Origin of the sequence: Pseudoalteromonas sp. GABNS16E (assembly GCF_028598715.1) — a bacterium.
In the GTDB taxonomy this organism is placed as follows: domain Bacteria; phylum Pseudomonadota; class Gammaproteobacteria; order Enterobacterales; family Alteromonadaceae; genus Pseudoalteromonas; species Pseudoalteromonas atlantica.
This window is the reverse complement of record NZ_JAQREZ010000064.1, coordinates 1-20,709: the sequence shown is the minus strand read 5'-3', so window position 1 is coordinate 20,709 and position 20,709 is coordinate 1. Positions and strand designations below refer to the sequence as shown.

The following is a 20,709-nucleotide window of genomic DNA, read 5'->3' as shown; positions in this document are numbered from 1 at the left end:
ATATACAATGAAATGCGACCGCACTTAAGTTTGGATATGAAAACACCAAATCAAGTGCATAAAAAAGACCTGGCGCTTTCGCACCAAGTCTTTCATTAAAACCGTCAACCTATTTCAGGACGGGACATACGTCACTATTTTTTGGAACATCAAAAATAACTAAGCTTTTATAACCGTTATCTTGCATAAACTTATTGATAAGCTCATAAGTTGTGATTACATTAAGTGCTTGGAAATTAACCAATAAAATGTTGTAGTTAGCTGCCACACAGAAAAGTGAAGTATAGTCTGGACTATTAAAGCACTTTACATAGCGTATTGGAGTATTTTTAATATCCATAATTTCTGTCCGTAGATGCAATAGTAATACTATATTGCTATTTTTGGTTAATATCAATCATAGTGCATAGTTCGATAAGCGATACGAAGCTGTGATTAATGTGCTTTATGGAATAATGTTTCCCTTATATGTAAACATAAAAAATTAAAGTGTGGATAACGTGATTACTTTTTAGTAGAAGGCCCATTTTTTTGTTTAGGTTATCCAACAATAATCAAAAATTATAATTGATTTGTACCTGTATGTTTATTAAATGAAAATTTTTATACATTTCTTCACAAATATGTAGCATAATATCCCTCCAGAGGAAAGATGCTATTAGGCGTCTTTTTTTATGCCCAAAACTTATTGCCCAAGCCAATAAGTTCGCATAACTAAATTATACGGTATCCTTTGGAGAATATTTTGAAACTACGCAAACTCTCACAGTTAAGCCTCGCAATTGTCGCTGCACTAACTACCTCAGTAAATGCTGAAGAAGCTAAAACAACAGCAAAACAAGACGCGTTTGAAAAAATCGAAGTTACAGCTCGTAAACGTACAGAGAGCTTGTTTGAATCTCCAACCGCTATCACTTCAATTGGTGCTAACCTAATTGATAAAGCCAATATGAGTAACCTAGAAGATATTGGTAAATACGTTCCAAACTTAAATATCACTCGCTACGGTGTAGGTAATGCGGCGCATGCCTCTGTGTTTATTCGTGGTATTGGTCTACAAGATCACATAATTACAACCGATCCGGGTGTAGGTGTTTATTTAGATGGTGTTTACTTAGGCCGTCAAATGGGGTCAAACTTATCGTTACCAAATGTAGAGCGTGTTGAAGTTCTACGTGGACCACAAGGTACATTATATGGTCGTAATACCTTAGGTGGCGCAGTAAATGTAATTACTAAGCAACCAGGTGATGAAGGGATTGTTTCAACTACAGCTAAAATTGGTAGCCGCGGACGTATTGCTGGCGATGTATACTTTAATAACTCGCTAACAGATGAAGTAAGTATGTCTGCAAGTGCATCATACAAAACGCGCGATGGTGTGGGTGAAGCTGTAAATTTAGCTAACCCAGAAAAAGAAATAGGTGAAGAAGAAGAGTTTAGCGGTCGCGTAGCCCTTAAATGGCAAGCCAATAGCGATTTAGCGTTTACTTTTTCACTTGACGGTGTTGATAACGAGTCGGGTCAATCGCCTTACACTATTGAGCTAACTGAGCCGCTTGATGCAAATGATGTATTTAATGGTGACTTTCCTTTATTAACACAGGATATGATCCCATCTGATCCAGATGATTTAGGCACTACCGTTGCTGGTATTGAATCTACGTCTTACTCAGGGTGGGGTACGTCATTTACTGCTGATTGGGCAATTGATGATACGTACACGGCTAAATTTATTTCAAGTTACCGTACTTCTGAATACGAAGGTGGACTTGATGATGATGCGTCACCTCTTAACTTATCTGAGTTCCCAGAAGAGGGTGGTGCAGACCAATACTCGTTTGAAATTCAACTAAATGCGACTTACGACAATATGGACTTTGTATCAGGCCTTTACTTCTTTAATGAAGATGGCTTTACACGTTCAGGTCCATTTGTATTTAGCCCATTCAATACACCTAATGTTTTATTAAACGATGGTGTTACACCTTCATTTGGTGGCTATGGCGATTTTGAAATTAACCAAGAAACAAACTCATACGCTGTATATTTTAATACAAGTTACGATTTAACAGATGATTTAAGTATTGGCGGTGGCCTTCGATACTCAAAAGATGAGAAAGATGCCGATGCGATTTTCCCAACATTTGCTGAACGTAAATACGTAAGTGCAGAGTTTGACGCTGTAACATGGGATGTAAACGCATCATATCAAATCAGCAATAACATGAATGTATATGGTCAAATTCAAAAAGGTTACCAAACAGGCGGTTTCCCTCCACGTCCATTTGGTGGCCCCGATCAGTTTGTATCGTTTGATGAAACTAAAGCAATTAACTACGAAATGGGCTTAAAAGGCCAAGTACATGAAAATGTATCTATGATGTTAGCTGTATTTGTAACAGATTACACTGACCTTGCTTTACCATTTTCTGACCCTACTGCAGGCGGTGGTTTTGTAACGATTGTTGAGAATGCAGGTGAATCTAAAGCGCAAGGTATTGAGCTTGAAACTACCGTTGCCATTACAGACGATTTCACAATTCGCAGCTCTGTAGGTTACTTAGATTCTGAAATTACAGAAGTAGATGCAGGCGTACAAGGTATTGGTAAAGGTGATTCACCAGCATTAACACCACGTTGGACTGTAATGATTGCCCCTTCTTACTTTATGGATTTAGACAGCGGTGCAACTGTTGCATTTAACGCTAACTACTCTTTCAGAAGCGAAATGCAAGGCCAGTCGGTTTACAATGAAAGCGAGACTATTGATTCGCGTGAATTAGTTGGTTTTAATATTTCTTACACTAACCCTTATGGCGATATGGAAGTAACCTTATACGGTGAAAACGTATTAAATGAGGTTTACGATGTAGGTCGTTTACAGCAGTCAGGTTTTGTTGGTGTAATGCGCAGTAATGACCGTAGCGAGTTTGGTTTAAAATTCAAAAAAGACTTTGAGCTTTAATAACCCGCAATGAGTTAATTAAAAGGTAAGCTTAGGCTTACCTTTTTTTGCCTGTAAAAAGAGTAGCTTAGATCAACAGTGAATCTCTTTAGAACAAGCGCTATACAATTGTGTAGTGCAATTGCTATTGATATATTTAGTGTGGTGCGAAGGCTAATCGCTAAGTATTAAAAAGCGCCACAGGCATCAACTAGACTTATTTTTAGGCAATAAAAAAGCCCTCAGAGAGGGCTTTTCAACAATCAACATAGGTTTAAATAAAAACCTCTGCCATTCTTATTTGTTAGATTCATTGTATTCACGCGTTAGTCTTGCGTGCTCACTTAAATCTGTCAGGCCAAGCTTTTCGTAGCTTTTTTCCATCATCTCAAGTGCAGGCTCTAAATAGCTGCTTTGCGAGTAATGCTCAACAACGTACTTACCACGATTAGCGGCCGCCAGGTAAGCTTCACGTTCGTAGTAGTAATTAGCCACTTTTAGCTCGTAACGCGCCATACGGTTTAAAAGCCACACTAAGCGACGTTTAGCCTCTGGTGCGTAATCACTTTTTGGAAAGCGTTTTACAAGCGTTGATAAATCGGTAAATGCAACACGTGTACGGTTTGCATCGCGGTCAGCTCTGTCTATGCCAAAATACTCTTGGAAGGCATTTTTATCTGCTTTAATGTTAACCAAGCCACGCATGTAGTACATATAATCTAAATCTTTGTGGTTTGGGTTTAAACGAATAAAGCGGTCAATGGTCGCTAATGCTTGTTCCGTATTACCTGATTGGTAATGGGCATACACTAAATCCATTTGTACTTGCTTTGAGAAAGGGCCAAATGGGTAGCGTGAATCAATAGCGGTTAACAGCTCAATTGCACGGGCGTATAAACCTGAGTCGAGCGTTTGTTTTGCATCTTCATACAAAGCGTGTGCAGATTTGTTAGGAACGCGTTGGATATCTTCTTGGTCAGGCGCAGAAGAACAGGCCCCTAAAGTAAGTACAGAAGCTGAAAAAACAATGGCGAATGCACGTTTCCCTATTTTATTTATCATTTTATTTGTTACCTTCGATGTCTTCGGCTAGGCCACGGCGGTAAAACCGAGTAAACTATGCGTATTATATTATGCTTTTATTAAAAGCGATTCTAACCCAGTCAGGCACAGCTTGCACTGGTAAATTGGGTAAAGTTACTAATGTCAGAACAAATTTCACTTCAAGCCGAGGTTCCTACCGAGTTAGGTGGTAAACGTCTAGACCAAGTATTAGCGCAATTGTTCCCTGATTATTCACGTTCACGTATAAAAACATGGATATTGGATGATAAAATCACCGTTGACGGTGAAATCTATAACACACCACGAGAAAAACTACTCGGTGGTGAAGTTGTAAATGTTGAAACCAGCATTGAAGCACCACGCGAATACGAAGCACAAGATATCAAATTAAACATTGTTTATGAAGATGATGATATTTTGGTTATCAACAAACCTATGGGCCTAGTCGTTCACCCAGGTGCAGGTAACCCAGATGGCACAGTGCTAAATGCATTGCTGCATCATTTTCCGGATATTATTAACGTACCGCGTGCTGGTATTGTGCACCGTCTAGATAAAGACACCACAGGCTTAATGGTGGTGGCTAAAACTATTCAGGCGCAAACACACTTAGTTAAAGCACTGCAAAAACGCGAAAACTTTACGCGTGAATACGAAGCTTTATGTAATGGTACTATGACCGCAGGTGGCATGGTTGAAAAGCCGATTGGCCGTCACCCAACGCAGCGTACACACATGGCAGTTCACGAAATGGGTAAGCCTGCTATTACACATTACCGTGTTGCTGAGAAATTCCGTGCTCATACACGTTTACGCCTTCGCCTAGAAACCGGCCGTACACACCAAATTCGTGTTCATATGGCGTATATAAACCACCCGTTAATTGGTGATAGAGCCTACGGCGGGCGTCCTCGTCCACCTAAAGGTGCTACGCCAGAGCTGTTTGAAATGTTACGTACATTTAATCGCCAAGCCTTACACGCAGTAAAATTGAGTATTGCGCACCCTATTACGGGTGAAATGATGACTTGGCAAGCGCCTATTCCAGATGACATGGTGGCAATGACTCAGGTGCTTAGAGAAGATACCAAAGCTAACCCTAACATAGAGTATTAATGGCTTTTTTGTCAGCCCCTTGGCCTAATTTAACCTCGGTAGGTACGCTCAGTACCACCCGAGAAGGCGGCGTGTCAAAGCCGCCTTTTAATAGCTTAAATTTAGGCCTACATGTTGATGATGATCCAGAGCACGTGCTAAAAAACCGTGCTTTGGTTGAGCAATCCCTGCCAAGCCCGCCACTGTGGCTTAATCAAGTGCATAGCGCCAATGTGCTCTGTGTTGATGCAGATTTTAATTTTCAAACATTACACAGTGCTGATGCGTTGTATACCAAAGTTAAAAATCAGCCTCTTGCTATTATGAGTGCAGATTGCCTACCTATTCTGTTTGCAAGTCATGATGGCCATGAAGTTGCAGCAGTACATGGTGGCTGGCGCGGCCTTGAAAAAGGGATCATAAAAAATACCCTTGCCTGCTTTTGCGCGCCTAGTAATCAAATATATGCGTGGCTTGGGCCTGCTATTGGTGCTGAGCAATTTGAAGTTGGTGCTGAGGTTGCTACGCGATTTATCGCAAAATCCCCTTTGTTTAAAGAGGCATTTAAATTACAAAGTAATAATAAATACTTGTGCGATATTTACCTAATCGCTCGCATTGAGCTTGAGCAATTAGGCGTTATTAATATTAGCGGAGGCGATTATTGTACTGTTTCTCAGCCATCATTGTTTTTCTCTTATCGGCGAGAAGGTAAAACAGGACGTATGGCCACTTTGATCTGGCGCAAATAAAACACTATTTCCCCACAATATTCTTCTTAACACCTTGAACAATTCTATTAACATACCCATTTATTAAGCAATTAGTTTATTAAATAGGTAAACCCTCATGCGTTTAGATAGATTCACAAGTAAATTTCAATCTGCGCTTTCAGATGCTCAGTCGCTAGCATTAGGGCGCGATCATCAATTTATTGAACCCGTACATTTAATGTATGCACTTTTACAGCAAAATGGCTCTAGCGTACGCGCCTTGCTTGCCCAAGCAGGCGTGAGTGCGGATGAGCTCAACACCAAGCTTTCTCAAGAAATAGAAAAACTGTTTAAAGTCGAAGGAGTAGGGGGCGACGTACAGCTTTCTAATAATATGGCTTCGCTTATTAACTTATGTGATAAGTACGCGCAAAAGCGTAAAGATAAGTATATTTCGAGCGAATTATTTGTATTAGCTGCCTGTGACGACAAAGGCCCTTTAGGTGATATTTTTAGAGCGCTTAATATCACTGCAACTAAAATAGAAAGTGCCATAAAAGCAATTCGCGGTGGCCAAAAGGTCGATGCCCCTAACGCCGAAGAAACCCGACAAGCACTTGAAAAATACACCATTGATTTAACCGAGCGCGCAGAGCAAGGTAAGCTCGACCCCGTTATTGGGCGAGATGACGAAATCCGTCGCACGATCCAAGTTTTGCAGCGCCGTACTAAAAATAACCCTGTGCTTATTGGTGAGCCAGGGGTAGGTAAAACGGCCATTGCAGAGGGGTTAGCGCAGCGCATTATAAATGGCGAAGTGCCAGAGGGCCTAAAAAGTAAGCGTGTTTTATCGCTAGATTTAGGCGCGCTGGTGGCGGGTGCTAAATACCGCGGTGAATTTGAAGAGCGTTTAAAATCGGTGCTCAACGAGTTGGCTAAAGAAGAAGGCCAAGTGATTTTATTTATTGATGAAATTCACACTATGGTGGGCGCAGGTAAAACCGACGGCGCTATGGATGCTGGCAATATGTTAAAGCCAGCGCTTGCTAGAGGGGAGCTACACTGTGTGGGCGCCACTACGCTTGATGAATACCGCCAATACATAGAAAAAGATGCCGCACTTGAGCGTCGTTTTCAAAAAGTATTGGTTGAAGAGCCCTCAGTTGAAGACACCATTGCCATTTTACGTGGCTTAAAAGAGCGCTACGAGTTACATCACTCGGTGGATATTACTGACCCGGCAATTGTCGCCGCTGCGCATTTATCGCACCGTTATATTAGTGACCGACAATTACCAGATAAAGCTATTGATTTAATTGACGAGGCTGGCTCGTCAATTCGTTTGCAAATAGATTCTAAGCCTGAGTCTTTAGATAAGCTTGAGCGCCGTATTATTCAATTAAAACTTGAAGATAACGCTTTAGCTAAAGAAAAAGACGATGCAAGCCAAAAGCGGCGCAGCGAAATGCAGCAGCTCATCACCGACTTAGAAGCGCAATACCGAGAGCTTGATGAAGTATGGAATGCAGAAAAAGCCTCGTTACAAGGCACGCAAGTAATTAAAGCTGAGCTTGAACAAGCGCGCCTTGATTTAGAGGTTGCCCGCCGAGCGAGCGATTTACAGCGTATGTCGGAGCTGCAATACGGAAGAATTCCAGAGCTTGAGCGAAAACTTGATTTAGCCTCGCAAGCTGAAATGCAAGAAATGAGCTTACTAAAAAACCAAGTAGGCGAAGACGAAATTGCAGAAATACTTTCTCGTTGGACCGGGATCCCAGTATCGCGAATGCTGCAAGGTGAGCGAGAAAAACTGTTAAAAATGGAAGAGCAACTCCACAGTAAAGTGATAGGGCAGGACGAAGCAGTTGTTGCGGTCGCGAATGCGATACGCCGCTCTCGTGCGGGGCTTGCCGATCCTAATCGACCAATAGGATCATTTTTATTTTTAGGACCCACTGGGGTGGGTAAAACAGAGCTTACTAAAGCGCTTGCAGGTTTTATGTTCGATACAGAAGATGCCATGGTGCGTATCGACATGTCAGAGTTTATGGAAAAACACGCTGTAGCACGTTTAGTGGGGGCGCCTCCCGGTTATGTTGGTTACGAAGAAGGCGGCTATTTAACCGAAGCCGTTCGCCGTAAGCCTTATTCTGTAATTTTGCTTGATGAAATAGAAAAAGCGCATCCCGATGTATTTAATATTTTATTGCAGGTACTCGATGATGGCCGCCTTACTGATGGGCAAGGGCGTACGGTTGATTTTAAAAATACGGTTATTATTATGACCTCAAATTTAGGCTCTGATATTATTCAAGAGCAAGCGGGCACAAACGACTACGCAACGCTTAAGAGCAAAGTTATGAATGTGCTCGTTAACGAATTTAGGCCAGAATTTATAAACCGTATTGATGAAACTGTCGTATTTCATCCACTTGCCAATGAGCATATTAAAGAAATTGCCGATATTCAGCTTGTTAAATTGCGTGAGCGTTTAACAGAAATGGGCTATTTATTAGAGATCAGTGATGCGGCGCTTGAAAAAATAGCCTCTAGCGGGTTCGACCCTGTTTACGGTGCTCGGCCATTAAAACGAGCTATTCAGCAAACAATTGAAAACCCACTGGCTCAGCAGCTATTAGGGGGAGAGTATAACCCTGGCGATATTGTCGTGATAGATGCAAACGAGCAGGGCCTGATTTTTTCAAAACGCTAATATAGACGCACAATAAGCCGCTAAGCAGGCGGCTTATTGCCTTGCTTTATACTTTAAATGTATAAAGTAGGTTGTTTACTTTTTGAGAGCCGGCAACTAATTCTGCGGCATCTTTAGCAACGTCATAACTTAAAGCTAAGTTTTCGTTACTCACCTCTTTTATATTATCTACATTATTAGCAATATCATGGCTCACCATCTGCTGCTCCTCTGCAGCCGTGGATATACTATTTGTTAGCAAAGCTATTTCACTAATTTGATTGAATATACTATCGAGCTCTTGGTGTGTTTGCTCGGTTGTTTGTACGCAGCCCTCAGCTTGTAGTTTTGTACTTTGCATTACCTTTGACCAATTAACCAATGTATCCTGTATATCTTTAATCGAGCTGTGAATTTGCCCCGTAGCACTTTGCGTACGAGAAGAAAGGGCACGTACTTCATCAGCAACTACGGCAAAACCACGGCCATGCTCGGCTGCTCTTGCGGCTTCTATTGCAGCATTAAGCGCTAGTAAATTGGTTTGCTCAGCAATACCTTCTATCTCATTCATTACTTGGCCTATTTTATCTGCTTCCTGCGCGAGGTTATTAGCCGTATTGGCAGCATGATCTACGTGAGTTGCCAGCTCAGATACCATTTTTTTGTTATCAGCAATATGTTGTTTTATATCCGCGCAGCTGTGCTGAGTAGAATTAACTTTGTCGGCGGTAGTTGTTGTACTATTCGAAATCTCACCAATAGTGGCGGTCATTTGCGCCATAGCAGTGGCGATTTGTGTAAGCTGTGTGCTTTGTGCCTCAATGCCTTTTTCGGTGAGCGTCGATTTATCATCTAGGTTTTCAGCAATGTTATTAAAGGCATAGGTAGCATCTTTTACGCGCCCCAATACAGTTCTGAGCTTAGCAAGTAACATTTGCTCTTTATAGTCACTCACACTTAGCGGTGAGTTATCGCAAAAAACATAGCGCGAGATAGAGTCAGAATGCTGTTTATAGGTGTTTAATTTAGCAGGGGTTGCCACAAGCTCTTGATAATTTAAGGCCAAAATAAGCACGCAAATTAATACGTTGATAACCGCTGCTATGGTTGAAAAGGCAAACCCACTCATTATTAGCCAGCTAAATACAATGGCTAACGTAAGCATTTGGCGCAAGTGTGTGCGTTCTTTAAAATTAAAAGCGGCTTTACCGCTATTTAATTTTTCGTATAGTTTATGGGCTGTTAAAACATGTTTTTTATCAGGTTTTGTACGTACAGATTGATAGCCGACTAACTGATCACCTTCAAAGATAGGGGTTACAAATGCATCAACCCAGTAATAGCGGCCATCTTTACATCTATTTTTTACTATGGCGCGCCATGAGTGGCCGCTTTTTAGCGTACTCCACATTTCTTCAAATGCTGCTTTGGGCATATCTGGGTGGCGCACAATATTATGATTTTTACCAACGAGCTCCTGGGCACTAAAGCCTGCTACATCGCAAAATGCCTTATTTGCATACGTAATGACTCCTCGTAAATCGGTTGTGGATACCAATTGCTGAGTATCACTAAAGTGAACCTCTTCATTTATTAAGCTTTGATTATGACGCATGTTAGTTTTAACCATTCTTTTTAATTAACTTGTCATTGTATTGGGTAAACAAAAGGAGGTGAAGTAAAGGCGCTGCGCAAAATAAAATTGTCATTAAAATTGCCACTTTTTATGATCTATATCAAATACTGCGTTTAAAATGTTAAAGCTTATGAAGTGTAATCTATTAATTCAGGGTCTTTATGTTTGGGGCGTGAGGGTTTTTGGTGGCTGAATTTACAGCAGTATGTTTGGTTTTTAGGCAAGGGGTAAGAGCAGGACGCGAAAGCTTTGTTCGGTTTTTACTTATTCTTACATGGATGTAAGTCATAAGAATAACGCATGGCAGTTATCGAGCCCATTCGGTTACAAATATCGTGCCGTGATTGAATCGCCCTTAGTTTGGACAAATTTCAATTCACAAAGGCCAACACGCCCTAGCAAAGCGATTGTATATTAGCGTGAGCAGTGGCAAGATTAGCTTGCTGGTTGATGCTTATTGTATCAAGCGCATGCTCAACAGGGTAAATAGCTAAAAATTTTGAAAAATTATATTGTTCTTAACAATTTAATCTTGAGTATGGGCAATTAGCCCCCATAACCCTAAGATTAAGCCACGTGGCCGAGGAAGCATTTTTTGACTATACATGATTTATCTAGCGCGCTAAACGCGTTATCAGCAACACCGCATCAGCACGCAATTAAAGGGATCAAACGTGGTATTGAGCGAGAGTCGTTGCGTATTAAAGGTAATGGCGCCATTTCCACTTTAGGACATCCTAAAGGCGTAGGTAGTGCATTAACAAACGGACATATTACTACCGACTTTTCAGAGTCATTACTTGAATTTATTACCCCTGTTAGTGAATCAGCGACAGAAACCTTAGCGCAATTAAAAGACCTACAAAAGTTTACACTTGAGCACATGGGTGATGAGCTTTTATGGCCCATCAGTATGCCATGCTTTATTGAAGATCAAGATGACATCGTACTGGCTCAATTTGGTAACTCAAATACTGCGCGTATGAAAACCCTATACCGTGAAGGATTAAAAAACCGTTACGGTAGTATGATGCAAGCGATTGCGGGTGTTCATTTTAATATTTCTTTTCCAGAAACACTTTGGCAATCTTTACACACCTTAAAGCAAAGTGAGCAAAGCCTAGAAGCATTTATTTCGGATGGTTATTTAGCGCTTATTCGTAATTTTAAACGCGAGCTTTGGTTAATTAGTTACTTGTTTGGTGCCTCACCTGCATTATGTAATTCTTTTTTACAAGGGCGCAAAACTGACCTTCCGTTTAAAAAGCTAGGTAAAGGCACACTTTATTTAGAAGTAGGAACCGCGCTACGCTTGGGTGATTTAGGTTACACCAACAGTGCGCAATCTTCATTACGCGTAATGTATAACTCGCTTGATGAGTACGTTGCTGGGCTTAAAAAAGCAATCAACACGCCTTCTGACTTATATGGCGATATTGATGACTACACCACAGCAACACCTAAGCAGCTTAATAAAAATATTCTGCAAATCGAAAACGAATTTTATTCGCCGATCCGTCCTAAACGTAATGCTAAAAGTGGTGAAAAACCAACGGATGCATTATTAAGAGCAGGCATTGAGTATGTTGAAATTAGAGCGCTGGATGTAAACCCGTTTAGTGAAACGGGCATTGATATAGAGCAAATCCATTTTTTAGATGTGTTTTTAACGTATTGTTTGTTAAAAGACTCTCCAGAAATGCAGTGGAAAGAGCAAGCCCGCAGCACAGAGAATTTAGACACAGTGGTTAATCAGGGGCGTCAGTTAGGTGTTATGCTTAATGACAACAACCAACAGCGTACGTTACAAAGTTGGGGGAGAGAAATTTTTGACCAACTAAGTGAAGTCGCTGAGCATATGGATAAGGCGTATGGGGTGACCTATTACAGCGAAACCATCGCACAAATGGCTACTTGGGTTGATAACCCAGCGCTGACTTTTTCAGGGCGTTATGTGCGCGAGCTAGAAAGTGCGGGTATAGATAACGGTTTATTTGCTATTCAATTGGCTAATAAATATAAGCAAAGCCATGCGCAAGGCAACTACAATGTGTTTTCTAAAGAATGGCTAGAGCAACAAGTTGTTCTCTCGGATAAAGCGCGAGAAGAAATAGAGCGCGCCGACACGCTAAGCTTTACTGACTTTTTAGATGAATATTTTAATGCCAAAGCACCCGCTTAAGTTTTTTTAAGCAAAAAAAACGCAGCCCAAGGTGGCTGCGTAAATATTCTTCAGGGATGAAACAATGCTATACTGCTGCATTCATATACTCAGACCCACGCTTTTTTAAAAAGTTCAGTGAGATCTTATAAAAATGAAAAAAAATGCAATTATTTTATCTTTTGCCCTCTCTTTAGCTGGGTGTGCCACTGCGCCGCCAAAGCAACCTAATGATCTTTGTAAAATTTTTGAAGAAAAGTCAGACTGGTACTTTGATGCAAAAGATGCACAAGAAAAATGGGGCTCACCTAAACATGTTCTTATGAGCATGATGTACCAAGAAAGTTCGTTTCGTCATGATGCCGCACCACCCATGGAGTATTTTTTATGGATAATTCCAACTGGGCGTGCCAGTGATGCTTACGGGTACTCACAAGCAAAAACTCCAACTTGGTCTGACTATATTCGTGAAACGGGTAACAGTGGGGCTGATAGAGATGATTTTGACGATGCAATCGACTTTATGGCATGGTTTGTTTATAAAACACATAAAGTAAATGGTATCTCTAAGTGGGATGCTTACGCCCAATACTTAAATTATCACGAAGGGTGGGGCGGTTATAAACGCGGTACCTATAAAAAGAAAAAGTGGCTAATGAGTGTGGCTAATAAAGTAAAACACCGCGCAAGCCGTTATGGTGCGCAGCTTAAACGTTGTGAAGAGGAGCTTGATAAAGGCTGGTTTGAGCGACTGCTTTTTGGCTAACTACATATCTTAAAAGCAAAAAAAGGAGCCAAGGCTCCTTTTTTTAATGCATTATTTACACTTACAACTTACGTTGATTTGGCTTAATTTTTACCTGTTTGATCATATTCTCTTTTACCTTTAACACCTCAACAGGGTAGCCGGCTATTTTAAGGCTTAAATTAGCATCTGGAATATCTTCTAGGTATTCTACAATTAAACCGCTGAGTGTTTTAGGGCCATCAAGAGGAAACTCCCAGCCCATCTCTTTGTTTAAATCGCGCACGTTAGCGCCACCATCAACAAGGTAAGAGCCATCGCTTTGTGTGGTCACTTCTTCACTTGGCGTACGTGTTTGCGTGGTAGTAAAATCGCCAACCACTTCTTCAAGAATATCCTCAAGGGTTACGAGACCTTGTATGTCGCCATATTCATCAACCACTATACCAATACGTTCTTTTGATTGTTGGAACTTTAATAGCTGGGTATTTAGGGATGTCCCCTCAGGAATAAAGTAAATCTCACGTACAGCACGCAATAATGACGGTTTATCAAATTGCTCTTTGGTTAAAAGACGAAGAGCGTCACGCGAATGGATAAAACCTACCGCGTCATCAATATTGTCGCGATAAAGTAATACACGGGTGTGCTGAGCATGAGTTAATTGGCGGCTAATGAGCTTCCAATCGTCGTTAATATCAATCGCCACTATTTCGTTACGAGGGATCATAATATCTTCAACGGTCACTTGCTCTAAGTCTAAAATAGAGGTCAGCATGCTTTGGTGACGAGCTGGCAGTAATGCGCCTGACTCATTCACCACTGTTTTAAGCTCTTCTTTACTCATGCTGTGCTCATCTATTTGTGCTGAGCTGATACCAAATAGACGTAAAATACCGTTGGTCATCCAGTTAACAACAACCACGAATGGGAATAGTATTTTGAGTAACCCTTTGAGAATAATAGAGCTTGGAAAGGCTACTTTTTCAGGGTACAACGCAGCAAGCGTTTTTGGGGTTACTTCTGCAAATATTAGTACCACTAGCGTTAACACACCGGTTGCAATACCAATACCTAAATCACCGTATAAACGAATACCAATGATAGTGGCTACCTGGGCGGCAGCGATATTTACAAGGTTGTTACCAATTAATATTAGGCCAATGAGTCTATCAGGACGGCTAAGTAATTTACTGACTCGTTTAGCTGCGCGATGTTCCTCTTTTGCAAGGTGGCGCAAGCGTATACGATTAATTGACATGATCCCGGTTTCTGAACCCGAGAAATAAGCAGAAAAAAGCACCAATAAACCTAAAATGATAAACAAGGTACTTGTCGATATGTCGTCCAACGATGGATCCTTTTTTTATAAACCAATGCGTATTAAGCTAGAGTGAGCTGACAGAGTCAAGTTAAAACTTATTTAACACCACTTCTTGTATAAAACGGCTGCCAAAATAAGCAAGTGTGAGGATAAATGCAGCGACCATGATGGTAATAACCACAGGTTTACCACGCCAGCCTTTTTTCATATGCCCAAGCGCCACAGTGACAAAAATAACCCATGCGACAAGCGATAAAATGGTTTTATGGATAAATTCTTTTGCAAACATCCCATCTAAAAACACAAACCCTGTTAATAGGGCAAAGGTAAGTAACACCGTACCTAAGTTTAATAGTTGATAGAGCTGACGTTCTACCACCATTAATGGTGGCAAATGGCTATGCACAATTGCTAAATCTTTACGTTTTAAGCGTTTATCAATAAAGTAAAACTGCACGCCGTATAAAGTGGCAATAATTAACACGCAATATGCTAACAGTGATAGCGATATATGTGTGATAAGGCCTATTTCAATATTAAAGCTTTGTAATAAAATATGGTGCGGTATAAACAAACTCGCAATGGTGAGTAGGGCTGCAAAGCCATAGACGACCGGTAATAGCAATGTAGCAGGGAACTTTAACGACACCGCAGTCACCGACACCACAATAACCCAGCAGGTCAGCAGTGCAACATTAACAATACTTAAATCTTGCCCGTCGGAGCGAAACACCGAATTAACCAACAGCAGCATGTGCGCTAGTATAGCCACGGTACTTAAAATAACCGTTACCTTTTGGCTAGGACCTTGTTGATGAAACAGGCGTGTTAACACGTGAGACGTTGCTAACACATAAAATAAACTGGCAATAATAGTTAAACTAATAATCAGCATTGTGCTTGGGCCACTTATAATTAGAGTCAAATAATTCTTGTTGTTATAAGCACATTGTATTTTATAGCAAAGCAATTGCATAGACCTAAAAAAAGAAACTCAATAAGCTGTGCTTCAATACTGTATTGTGCGCCATCATTTACGGTATACTGTTTTTAATTGAAATTTAATACTATTGCTCCCATCTAATAAGTAAAATGCAAATAAGCGTGAGCTTATTGGGTCAATATAAACGTCTTATCGGAACCGTTACATGTTTGAGAACCTCCAAGAACGATTAGGTAAAACCTTAAAAAATATTAGTGGCCGCGGCCGTTTAACAGAAGACAACATTAAAGATACGTTACGTGAAGTACGTATGGCGTTTTTAGAAGCTGACGTTGCGTTGCCTGTTGTTCGCGAGTTTGTAAAGCAAGTTAAAGAACGTGCCGTAGGTGTTGAAGTAACTAAAAGCTTAAGCCCTGGCCAAGTATTTATAAAAATAGTGCGCGAAGAGCTTGAAAAAGCGATGGGTGAAGCCAACGAAGAGCTTAGCCTAAATGCACAGCCGCCAGCCGTTGTTATGATGGCTGGTTTACAAGGTGCGGGTAAAACAACCAGTGTTGGTAAGCTTGCAAAGTTTTTAAAAGAGCGTAAGAAAAAGTCAGTGCTAGTTGTTAGTGCCGATGTATACCGTCCGGCGGCCATTAAACAGCTTGAAACACTTGCCAGCGAAGTTGACGTGGATTTTTTCCCAAGTGATATTTCGCAAAAGCCAGTAGATATCGCCACCGCTGCTATTTCTCATGCTAAAAAGAAATTTATAGACGTTGTTTTAGTCGATACCGCCGGCCGTTTGCACGTAGATAACGAAATGATGGGCGAAATAAAAGACCTTCATAAAGCAATTAACCCAATCGAAACATTATTTGTGGTTGATGCAATGACGGGTCAAGATGCGGCGAATACCGCTAAAGCATTTGATGAAGCGCTACCTTTAACCGGTGTTATTTTAACTAAAACAGATGGTGATGCACGCGGTGGTGCTGCTTTATCTATTCGTCATATTACCGGCAAGCCAATTAAATTTATGGGTGTGGGTGAGCGTACAGATGCACTAGAGCCTTTCCATCCCGATCGCATCGCATCGCGTATTTTAGGCATGGGGGATGTACTTTCATTAATCGAAGAAGTCGAAATGAAAGTCGATAAGGAAAAAGCAGCTAAAGTCGCTGAAAAAGTATTTAAAGGCAACGGCTTTACCCTTGATGATTTTGCAGAGCAATTAAAGCAAATGAAAAATATGGGTGGCATGATGTCGATGCTAGATAAGCTGCCTGGTATGCAAAACTTACCCGATGCTGTAAAAGGCCAAATGGGTGACAAAACCTTCATTCAAATGGAAGCAATCATCAGCTCTATGACCAAACAAGAGCGTGCGCGTCCTGAGATTATTAAAGGCTCTCGTAAAAAACGTATAGCCGCAGGCTCTGGTACACAGGTACAAGAGATAAATAAACTGCTAAAACAGTTTACGCAAATGCAAAAAATGATGAAAAAAATGAAAGGTAAAGGCGGCATGCAAAAAATGATGCGCGGCATGAAAGGCATGTTACCACCTGGAATGATGGGTGGCGGTGGCCCTAAATTTTAATGTAGCGCTTAAATAGCCGCTATCTAATATATAACAAAAGGGCTAATTGGCCCTTTTTTGTTGAATAAATTATGCGCGTGGTGCATGATAATGTATTAATTGTGGCTCAGATCACAGTTTAACCTACTAAAGTGGCTTTTTGCTTCACTTCTTACTTGCATTGTTGCTAAAAACTCGTACAATTCCCCAGCTCCCCATACTGGGGAGTAAATCTTATTAATGAAAACAGTCAATCTATTTAGAGGACGGTATGGTAACTATTCGTTTGCAACGTGGTGGCGCTAAAAAACGCCCTTTCTATCAAATTGTGGTTGCGGATAGCCGTTTCTCGCGTGACGGTCGCTTCATCGAGAAAATTGGTTTCTTTAACCCAATTGCTTCAGGTCAAGAAGAAAAACTTCGTTTAGATTTACCTCGTGTTGATCACTGGGTAGGTCAGGGCGCAGGTCTTTCTGATCGTGTAGCTAAGTTAGTTAAAGACGCTCGTAAAGCGGCTTAATAGGCGTAAGTGTAACCATGAGTCAAGAGAACACCTCATCAATTATTGTCGTAGGAAAGCTCGGTGCCCCATATGGTATAAAGGGCTGGCTTAAGGTACATTCATTTACTGATGATCCCCAAGGGATCTTCGATTTCAGCCCGTGGTTGATAGGGCAACAAGGTAAATGGCAGACCTTAGAAGTGGTCGACTGGCGTCGCCACAACAAAGGCTTTATCGCTAAAATTGCACAAGTAAACGACAGAGACGAAGCAATGGCTTATACCCATGCAGAAATATCTGTTGATTCAGCGCAATTACCAGAACTCCCGCAAGGCGAGTTTTATTGGCGAGATCTCATTGGCATGTCGGTTGTAACTGATAAAGGTTACAATTTAGGCACTGTTGATGACCTGATGGAGACAGGATCGAATGACGTACTGGTTGTTAAGGCAAACAGTAAAGATGCATTTGGTCAAGCTGAGCGTTTGATTCCTTTTTTAACTGATTCAGTAATTAAAGAAGTTAAATACGAAGCGAGAGAAATTACCGTAGACTGGGATCCTGGGTTTTAATGACTCAAACTAGTTCATTATGGGTAGGGGTGATAAGCCTTTTCCCAGACATGTTTGATGCTATTACACACCAAGGTGTCACTGGTCGCGCAGTGAAAAATGGCTTAATTGACTTTAACTGCTGGAATCCACGTGACTATGCTTTAGATAAGCACAGAACCGTAGATGACCGTCCTTACGGGGGCGGCCCAGGTATGTTAATGATGGTTGAACCATTAAAACAAGCTATTCTTGACGCTAAAAAAGCGGCAGGTGATGGCGCAAAAGTAATTTATATGTCCCCGCAAGGGCGCAAATTAGATCAGCAAGGGGCTAGCGAACTCGCAAACTCTAAAAAGCTGATTTTGATTGCCGGTCGCTATGAAGGTATAGACGAGAGAATAATAGAGTCATACGTTGACGAAGAATGGTCAATTGGTGATTTTATTTTGAGTGGTGGTGAATTACCTGCCATGACATTAATTGATGCAGTAGCGCGATTAGTGCCAGGCGTGTTAGGTCATAACCAGTCAGCAGAGCAAGACTCATTTTCGGATGGCTTGCTAGATTGTCCTCACTATACACGGCCAGAAACATTGGACGACAAACAGGTGCCTGCTGTACTACTCAGTGGAAACCACCAAGAGATAGCAAAATGGCGGCTTAAGCAGTCATTAGGCAGAACTTGGCTACGACGTCCTGACTTGTTGCATAACCTAGCTCTGACTGAGGAGCAAGCGGTATTACTCGCACAATTTCAGCAAGAGTACCAAAAAGCTTGTGGCTAGAAGACAGTTACACCTAGGAAAGTGAGAAACATAATGGCAAAAGTAAACCAAAATATTATTAAAGCGCTTGAAGAAGAGCAGCTTAAAACAGACGTACCAGCATTCGGCGCTGGTGATACAGTAGTTGTACAGGTACGTGTAAAAGAAGGTAACAAAGAGCGTCTACAGGCCTTTGAAGGTGTTGTAATCGCTAAGCGTAATCGTGGTCTTCACTCAGCATTCACAGTTCGTAAAATTTCGAGCGGTGAAGGTGTTGAGCGTGTATTCCAAACGCACAGCCCTCTTATTGATAGCGTAACAGTTAAGCGTCGCGGTGCGGTTCGTCGTGCTAAGCTTTACTACCTACGTGAGCGTTCTGGTAAATCTGCACGTATTAGAGAAAAACTTAACTAATACGCGCTGTTTATCAACGCAAAGAAAACGGGTTGCAGCCTCACGGTTGCAACCCGTTTTGGTTTTTAAAGCATTAAATAACATACTACCTCTTCACAAAAGCATTCCTCTGTATTAAGTAATCTTCACTCGCGTTGTTACATTAGCCTTTTAACCCATACTTGATCCTGTTAGTATTTAACGTATTGATTAGTTTACTTAAATGTAAATATATATTTACGAAATGAGTTGTTTATAGGTGGAATGAGAAACGTGGCTGAATTAAGTGATTTATCACAATTACGAGATGGCATAGATGAGTGCGATGCGCAATTAGTTGCTTTACTTGCAAAGCGAAATGCAATAACCCAAAAAATTGGTGCTATTAAACAGCAAAATGGCGCCCCCCTGCATGCCCCTGAAAGAGAAGCTGCTTTGCTCGCTGCTCGTCGTGATGAAGCGATTAAACAAGGAGTCAGCCCTGAACTTGTTGAAGACATATTAAGGCGCATGATGCGCGAAGCCTATCAAAACCAACAAGCTAAACTTGCCTGTGCAGCTCCTGATTTATCACCTATTGTAATTGTAGGTGGGCAAGGGGCAATGGGCCAGTTATTTGCTCAGCAGTTTATTCGTTCAGGTTATGAAGTTAAGATTTTAGATAAAGATCAGCAAAACGATGCTAAAGCCATTTTAGCTGGCGCAAAATTAGTGATGATCAGCGTGCCTATCAATGCACTTGAGGCCGTTGTTGCTAAGCTACCTAAACTTGATGATGACTGTTTGCTTGTTGATATTACCTCAGTTAAGCAATCACCCATTAAGGCATTAAAGGCGGCGCACTCTGGGCCCGTTGTTGGTTTACACCCTATGTTTGGCCCTGATATTTCTCACTGGGTTAAACAAACAGTTGTTGTGTGTGAAGGCCGAGCGCATGATGCTGCAAAAGGCTTACTACAGCAGTTGCAAGTATGGGGTTGCCAACTTGTTGAGCTAGATGCTAAAAAGCATGATGAAGCTATGCAAATAATACAAGTAATGCGCCACTTAACGACCTTTGTTTATGGGCAGTTTTTAGCAAAGCAAAGCCATACGCTTGAGGAACTAAGAAGCTGCTCGTCTCCTATTTATCAGTTAGAGTTGATGATGGTAGGGCGCTTATTTGCACAATCTCCTGAGCTATACTCAGATATAATGTTGGCCCAGTTTGATAATGTTGAGAGTTTATTAGCGCAATACCAAGAGACCTTTGCACAAACTCTTGAAAAGCTAAAAGCGGGAGATAAAGGCGCACTCATCGATGCATTTGCTGATGCTAAAGCGTATTTTTCAGACTCGACAGCGCACTTTTTAACGCAAAGCCGTAGCCTGCTAAATAAAGCAAATGACGCCAAGGTATTAGATTAAAAGGGTTAAAAATGTGTGGTTACTTAAGCTATACGTTGAAAGCATTTTAAATCAGCGATTAAAAAAGGGCCTACTTAGGCTAATGCCGATCAGTTAAGAAATATTTTAATGATCAGTTGACCGATCTTCTATAGATGTAAGAATCCGATGAGCATTTGCCATCGGATTTTTTTATGAATATTAAAACAGCTTTAGACACCGCAT

General features: G+C 41.2%; 16 protein-coding genes. 12 read left to right on the top strand and 4 right to left on the bottom strand.

Going from position 1 to position 20,709, the window contains the following annotated elements; genetic code table 11:
- The first annotated feature begins 745 nt into the window (after nucleotides 1-745).
- Nucleotides 746-2,968 carry a TonB-dependent receptor gene (locus PSI06_RS18485; protein WP_273604583.1) on the top strand — a complete coding sequence of 741 codons (2,223 nt, stop codon included), beginning with the start codon at nucleotides 746-748 and terminating at the stop codon, nucleotides 2,966-2,968.
- A gap of 276 nt (nucleotides 2,969-3,244) precedes the next feature.
- Here the strand turns inward: PSI06_RS18485 and PSI06_RS18480 are convergent, their stop codons facing one another.
- Complete coding sequence (locus tag PSI06_RS18480; protein WP_024031852.1) at nucleotides 3,245-4,009, bottom strand: outer membrane protein assembly factor BamD; 765 nt, start codon at nucleotides 4,007-4,009, stop codon at nucleotides 3,245-3,247.
- 141 nt (nucleotides 4,010-4,150) lie between these two features.
- Here PSI06_RS18480 and rluD point away from each other — a divergent pair, with 141 nt between their 5' ends.
- The 3 genes from rluD (at nucleotide 4,151) to clpB (ending at nucleotide 8,533) form a co-directional block, all read left to right on the top strand.
- Complete coding sequence (rluD, locus tag PSI06_RS18475; protein WP_004587336.1) at nucleotides 4,151-5,128, top strand: 23S rRNA pseudouridine(1911/1915/1917) synthase RluD; 978 nt, start codon at nucleotides 4,151-4,153, stop codon at nucleotides 5,126-5,128.
- Nucleotides 5,128-5,859 carry a peptidoglycan editing factor PgeF gene (gene pgeF / locus PSI06_RS18470; RefSeq protein ID WP_273604584.1) on the top strand — a complete coding sequence of 244 codons (732 nt, stop codon included), beginning with the start codon at nucleotides 5,128-5,130 and terminating at the stop codon, nucleotides 5,857-5,859. The genes rluD and pgeF overlap by 1 nt, the downstream gene beginning before the upstream one ends.
- A 97-nt stretch (nucleotides 5,860-5,956) precedes the next feature.
- Entirely contained in the window at nucleotides 5,957-8,533 is a 2,577-nt protein-coding gene (clpB, locus tag PSI06_RS18465) for an ATP-dependent chaperone ClpB (protein ID WP_273604585.1), read from the top strand.
- Between the two features lie 46 nt (nucleotides 8,534-8,579).
- Here the strand turns inward: clpB and PSI06_RS18460 are convergent, their stop codons facing one another.
- Nucleotides 8,580-10,127 carry a methyl-accepting chemotaxis protein gene (locus PSI06_RS18460; protein WP_273604586.1) on the bottom strand — a complete coding sequence of 516 codons (1,548 nt, stop codon included), beginning with the start codon at nucleotides 10,125-10,127 and terminating at the stop codon, nucleotides 8,580-8,582.
- A gap of 616 nt (nucleotides 10,128-10,743) precedes the next feature.
- On the opposite strand from PSI06_RS18460, the gene gshA reads away from it, so the two are divergent.
- Entirely contained in the window at nucleotides 10,744-12,330 is a 1,587-nt protein-coding gene (gshA, locus tag PSI06_RS18455) for a glutamate--cysteine ligase (protein WP_064386807.1), read from the top strand.
- Between the two features lie 133 nt (nucleotides 12,331-12,463).
- Nucleotides 12,464-13,075 (top strand): transglycosylase SLT domain-containing protein, encoded by a 612-nt coding sequence (locus tag PSI06_RS18450; RefSeq protein WP_024031857.1) that lies wholly within the window; start codon nucleotides 12,464-12,466, stop codon nucleotides 13,073-13,075.
- Nucleotides 13,076-13,136: 61 nt separating this feature from the next.
- Here the strand turns inward: PSI06_RS18450 and PSI06_RS18445 are convergent, their stop codons facing one another.
- A complete protein-coding gene (locus PSI06_RS18445; RefSeq protein ID WP_273604587.1) occupies nucleotides 13,137-14,405 on the bottom strand; it encodes an HlyC/CorC family transporter in 1,269 nt (422 codons plus the stop codon).
- A 61-nt stretch (nucleotides 14,406-14,466) separates the two neighbouring features.
- Entirely contained in the window at nucleotides 14,467-15,273 is an 807-nt protein-coding gene (locus PSI06_RS18440; protein WP_024031858.1) for a cytochrome C assembly family protein, read from the bottom strand.
- Nucleotides 15,274-15,526: 253 nt separating this feature from the next.
- Between PSI06_RS18440 and ffh the strand changes: the two genes are divergently transcribed.
- The 6 genes from ffh (at nucleotide 15,527) to tyrA (ending at nucleotide 20,505) form a co-directional block, all read left to right on the top strand.
- Nucleotides 15,527-16,906 (top strand): signal recognition particle protein, encoded by a 1,380-nt coding sequence (ffh, locus tag PSI06_RS18435; protein ID WP_024031859.1) that lies wholly within the window; start codon nucleotides 15,527-15,529, stop codon nucleotides 16,904-16,906.
- Between the two features lie 250 nt (nucleotides 16,907-17,156).
- A complete protein-coding gene (rpsP, locus tag PSI06_RS18430; RefSeq protein ID WP_004587327.1) occupies nucleotides 17,157-17,405 on the top strand; it encodes a 30S ribosomal protein S16 in 249 nt (82 codons plus the stop codon).
- A gap of 17 nt (nucleotides 17,406-17,422) precedes the next feature.
- Nucleotides 17,423-17,959 carry a ribosome maturation factor RimM gene (gene rimM, locus PSI06_RS18425; RefSeq protein ID WP_004587326.1) on the top strand — a complete coding sequence of 179 codons (537 nt, stop codon included), beginning with the start codon at nucleotides 17,423-17,425 and terminating at the stop codon, nucleotides 17,957-17,959.
- Nucleotides 17,959-18,726: a tRNA (guanosine(37)-N1)-methyltransferase TrmD gene (gene trmD / locus PSI06_RS18420; RefSeq protein WP_054982178.1), complete on the top strand. Its 768-nt coding sequence runs from the start codon at nucleotides 17,959-17,961 to the stop codon at nucleotides 18,724-18,726. Before rimM ends, trmD begins: the two co-directional genes overlap by 1 nt.
- 33 nt (nucleotides 18,727-18,759) lie before the next feature.
- A complete protein-coding gene (gene rplS, locus PSI06_RS18415) occupies nucleotides 18,760-19,119 on the top strand; it encodes a 50S ribosomal protein L19 (protein WP_004587324.1) in 360 nt (119 codons plus the stop codon).
- A 252-nt stretch (nucleotides 19,120-19,371) separates the two neighbouring features.
- A complete protein-coding gene (tyrA, locus tag PSI06_RS18410) occupies nucleotides 19,372-20,505 on the top strand; it encodes a bifunctional chorismate mutase/prephenate dehydrogenase (protein WP_029773468.1) in 1,134 nt (377 codons plus the stop codon).
- Nucleotides 20,506-20,709: the final 204 nt, after the last annotated feature.

Bases quoted from the DNA above. Each gene is read 5' to 3' on its own strand.
- ffh (WP_024031859.1), top strand. From the start codon at position 15,527: ATGTTTGAGAACCTCCAAGAACGATTAGGTAAAACCTTAAAAAATATT.
- rplS (WP_004587324.1), top strand. From the start codon at position 18,760: ATGGCAAAAGTAAACCAAAATATTATTAAAGCGCTTGAAGAAGAGCAG.
- rimM (WP_004587326.1), top strand. From the start codon at position 17,423: ATGAGTCAAGAGAACACCTCATCAATTATTGTCGTAGGAAAGCTCGGT.
- rpsP (WP_004587327.1), top strand. From the start codon at position 17,157: ATGGTAACTATTCGTTTGCAACGTGGTGGCGCTAAAAAACGCCCTTTC.
- clpB (WP_273604585.1), top strand. From the start codon at position 5,957: ATGCGTTTAGATAGATTCACAAGTAAATTTCAATCTGCGCTTTCAGAT.
- PSI06_RS18450 (WP_024031857.1), top strand. From the start codon at position 12,464: ATGAAAAAAAATGCAATTATTTTATCTTTTGCCCTCTCTTTAGCTGGG.
- PSI06_RS18440 (WP_024031858.1), bottom strand. From the start codon at position 15,273: ATGCTGATTATTAGTTTAACTATTATTGCCAGTTTATTTTATGTGTTA.
- pgeF (WP_273604584.1), top strand. From the start codon at position 5,128: ATGGCTTTTTTGTCAGCCCCTTGGCCTAATTTAACCTCGGTAGGTACG.
- PSI06_RS18460 (WP_273604586.1), bottom strand. From the start codon at position 10,127: ATGCGTCATAATCAAAGCTTAATAAATGAAGAGGTTCACTTTAGTGAT.
- PSI06_RS18480 (WP_024031852.1), bottom strand. From the start codon at position 4,009: ATGATAAATAAAATAGGGAAACGTGCATTCGCCATTGTTTTTTCAGCT.
- trmD (WP_054982178.1), top strand. From the start codon at position 17,959: ATGACTCAAACTAGTTCATTATGGGTAGGGGTGATAAGCCTTTTCCCA.
- rluD (WP_004587336.1), top strand. From the start codon at position 4,151: ATGTCAGAACAAATTTCACTTCAAGCCGAGGTTCCTACCGAGTTAGGT.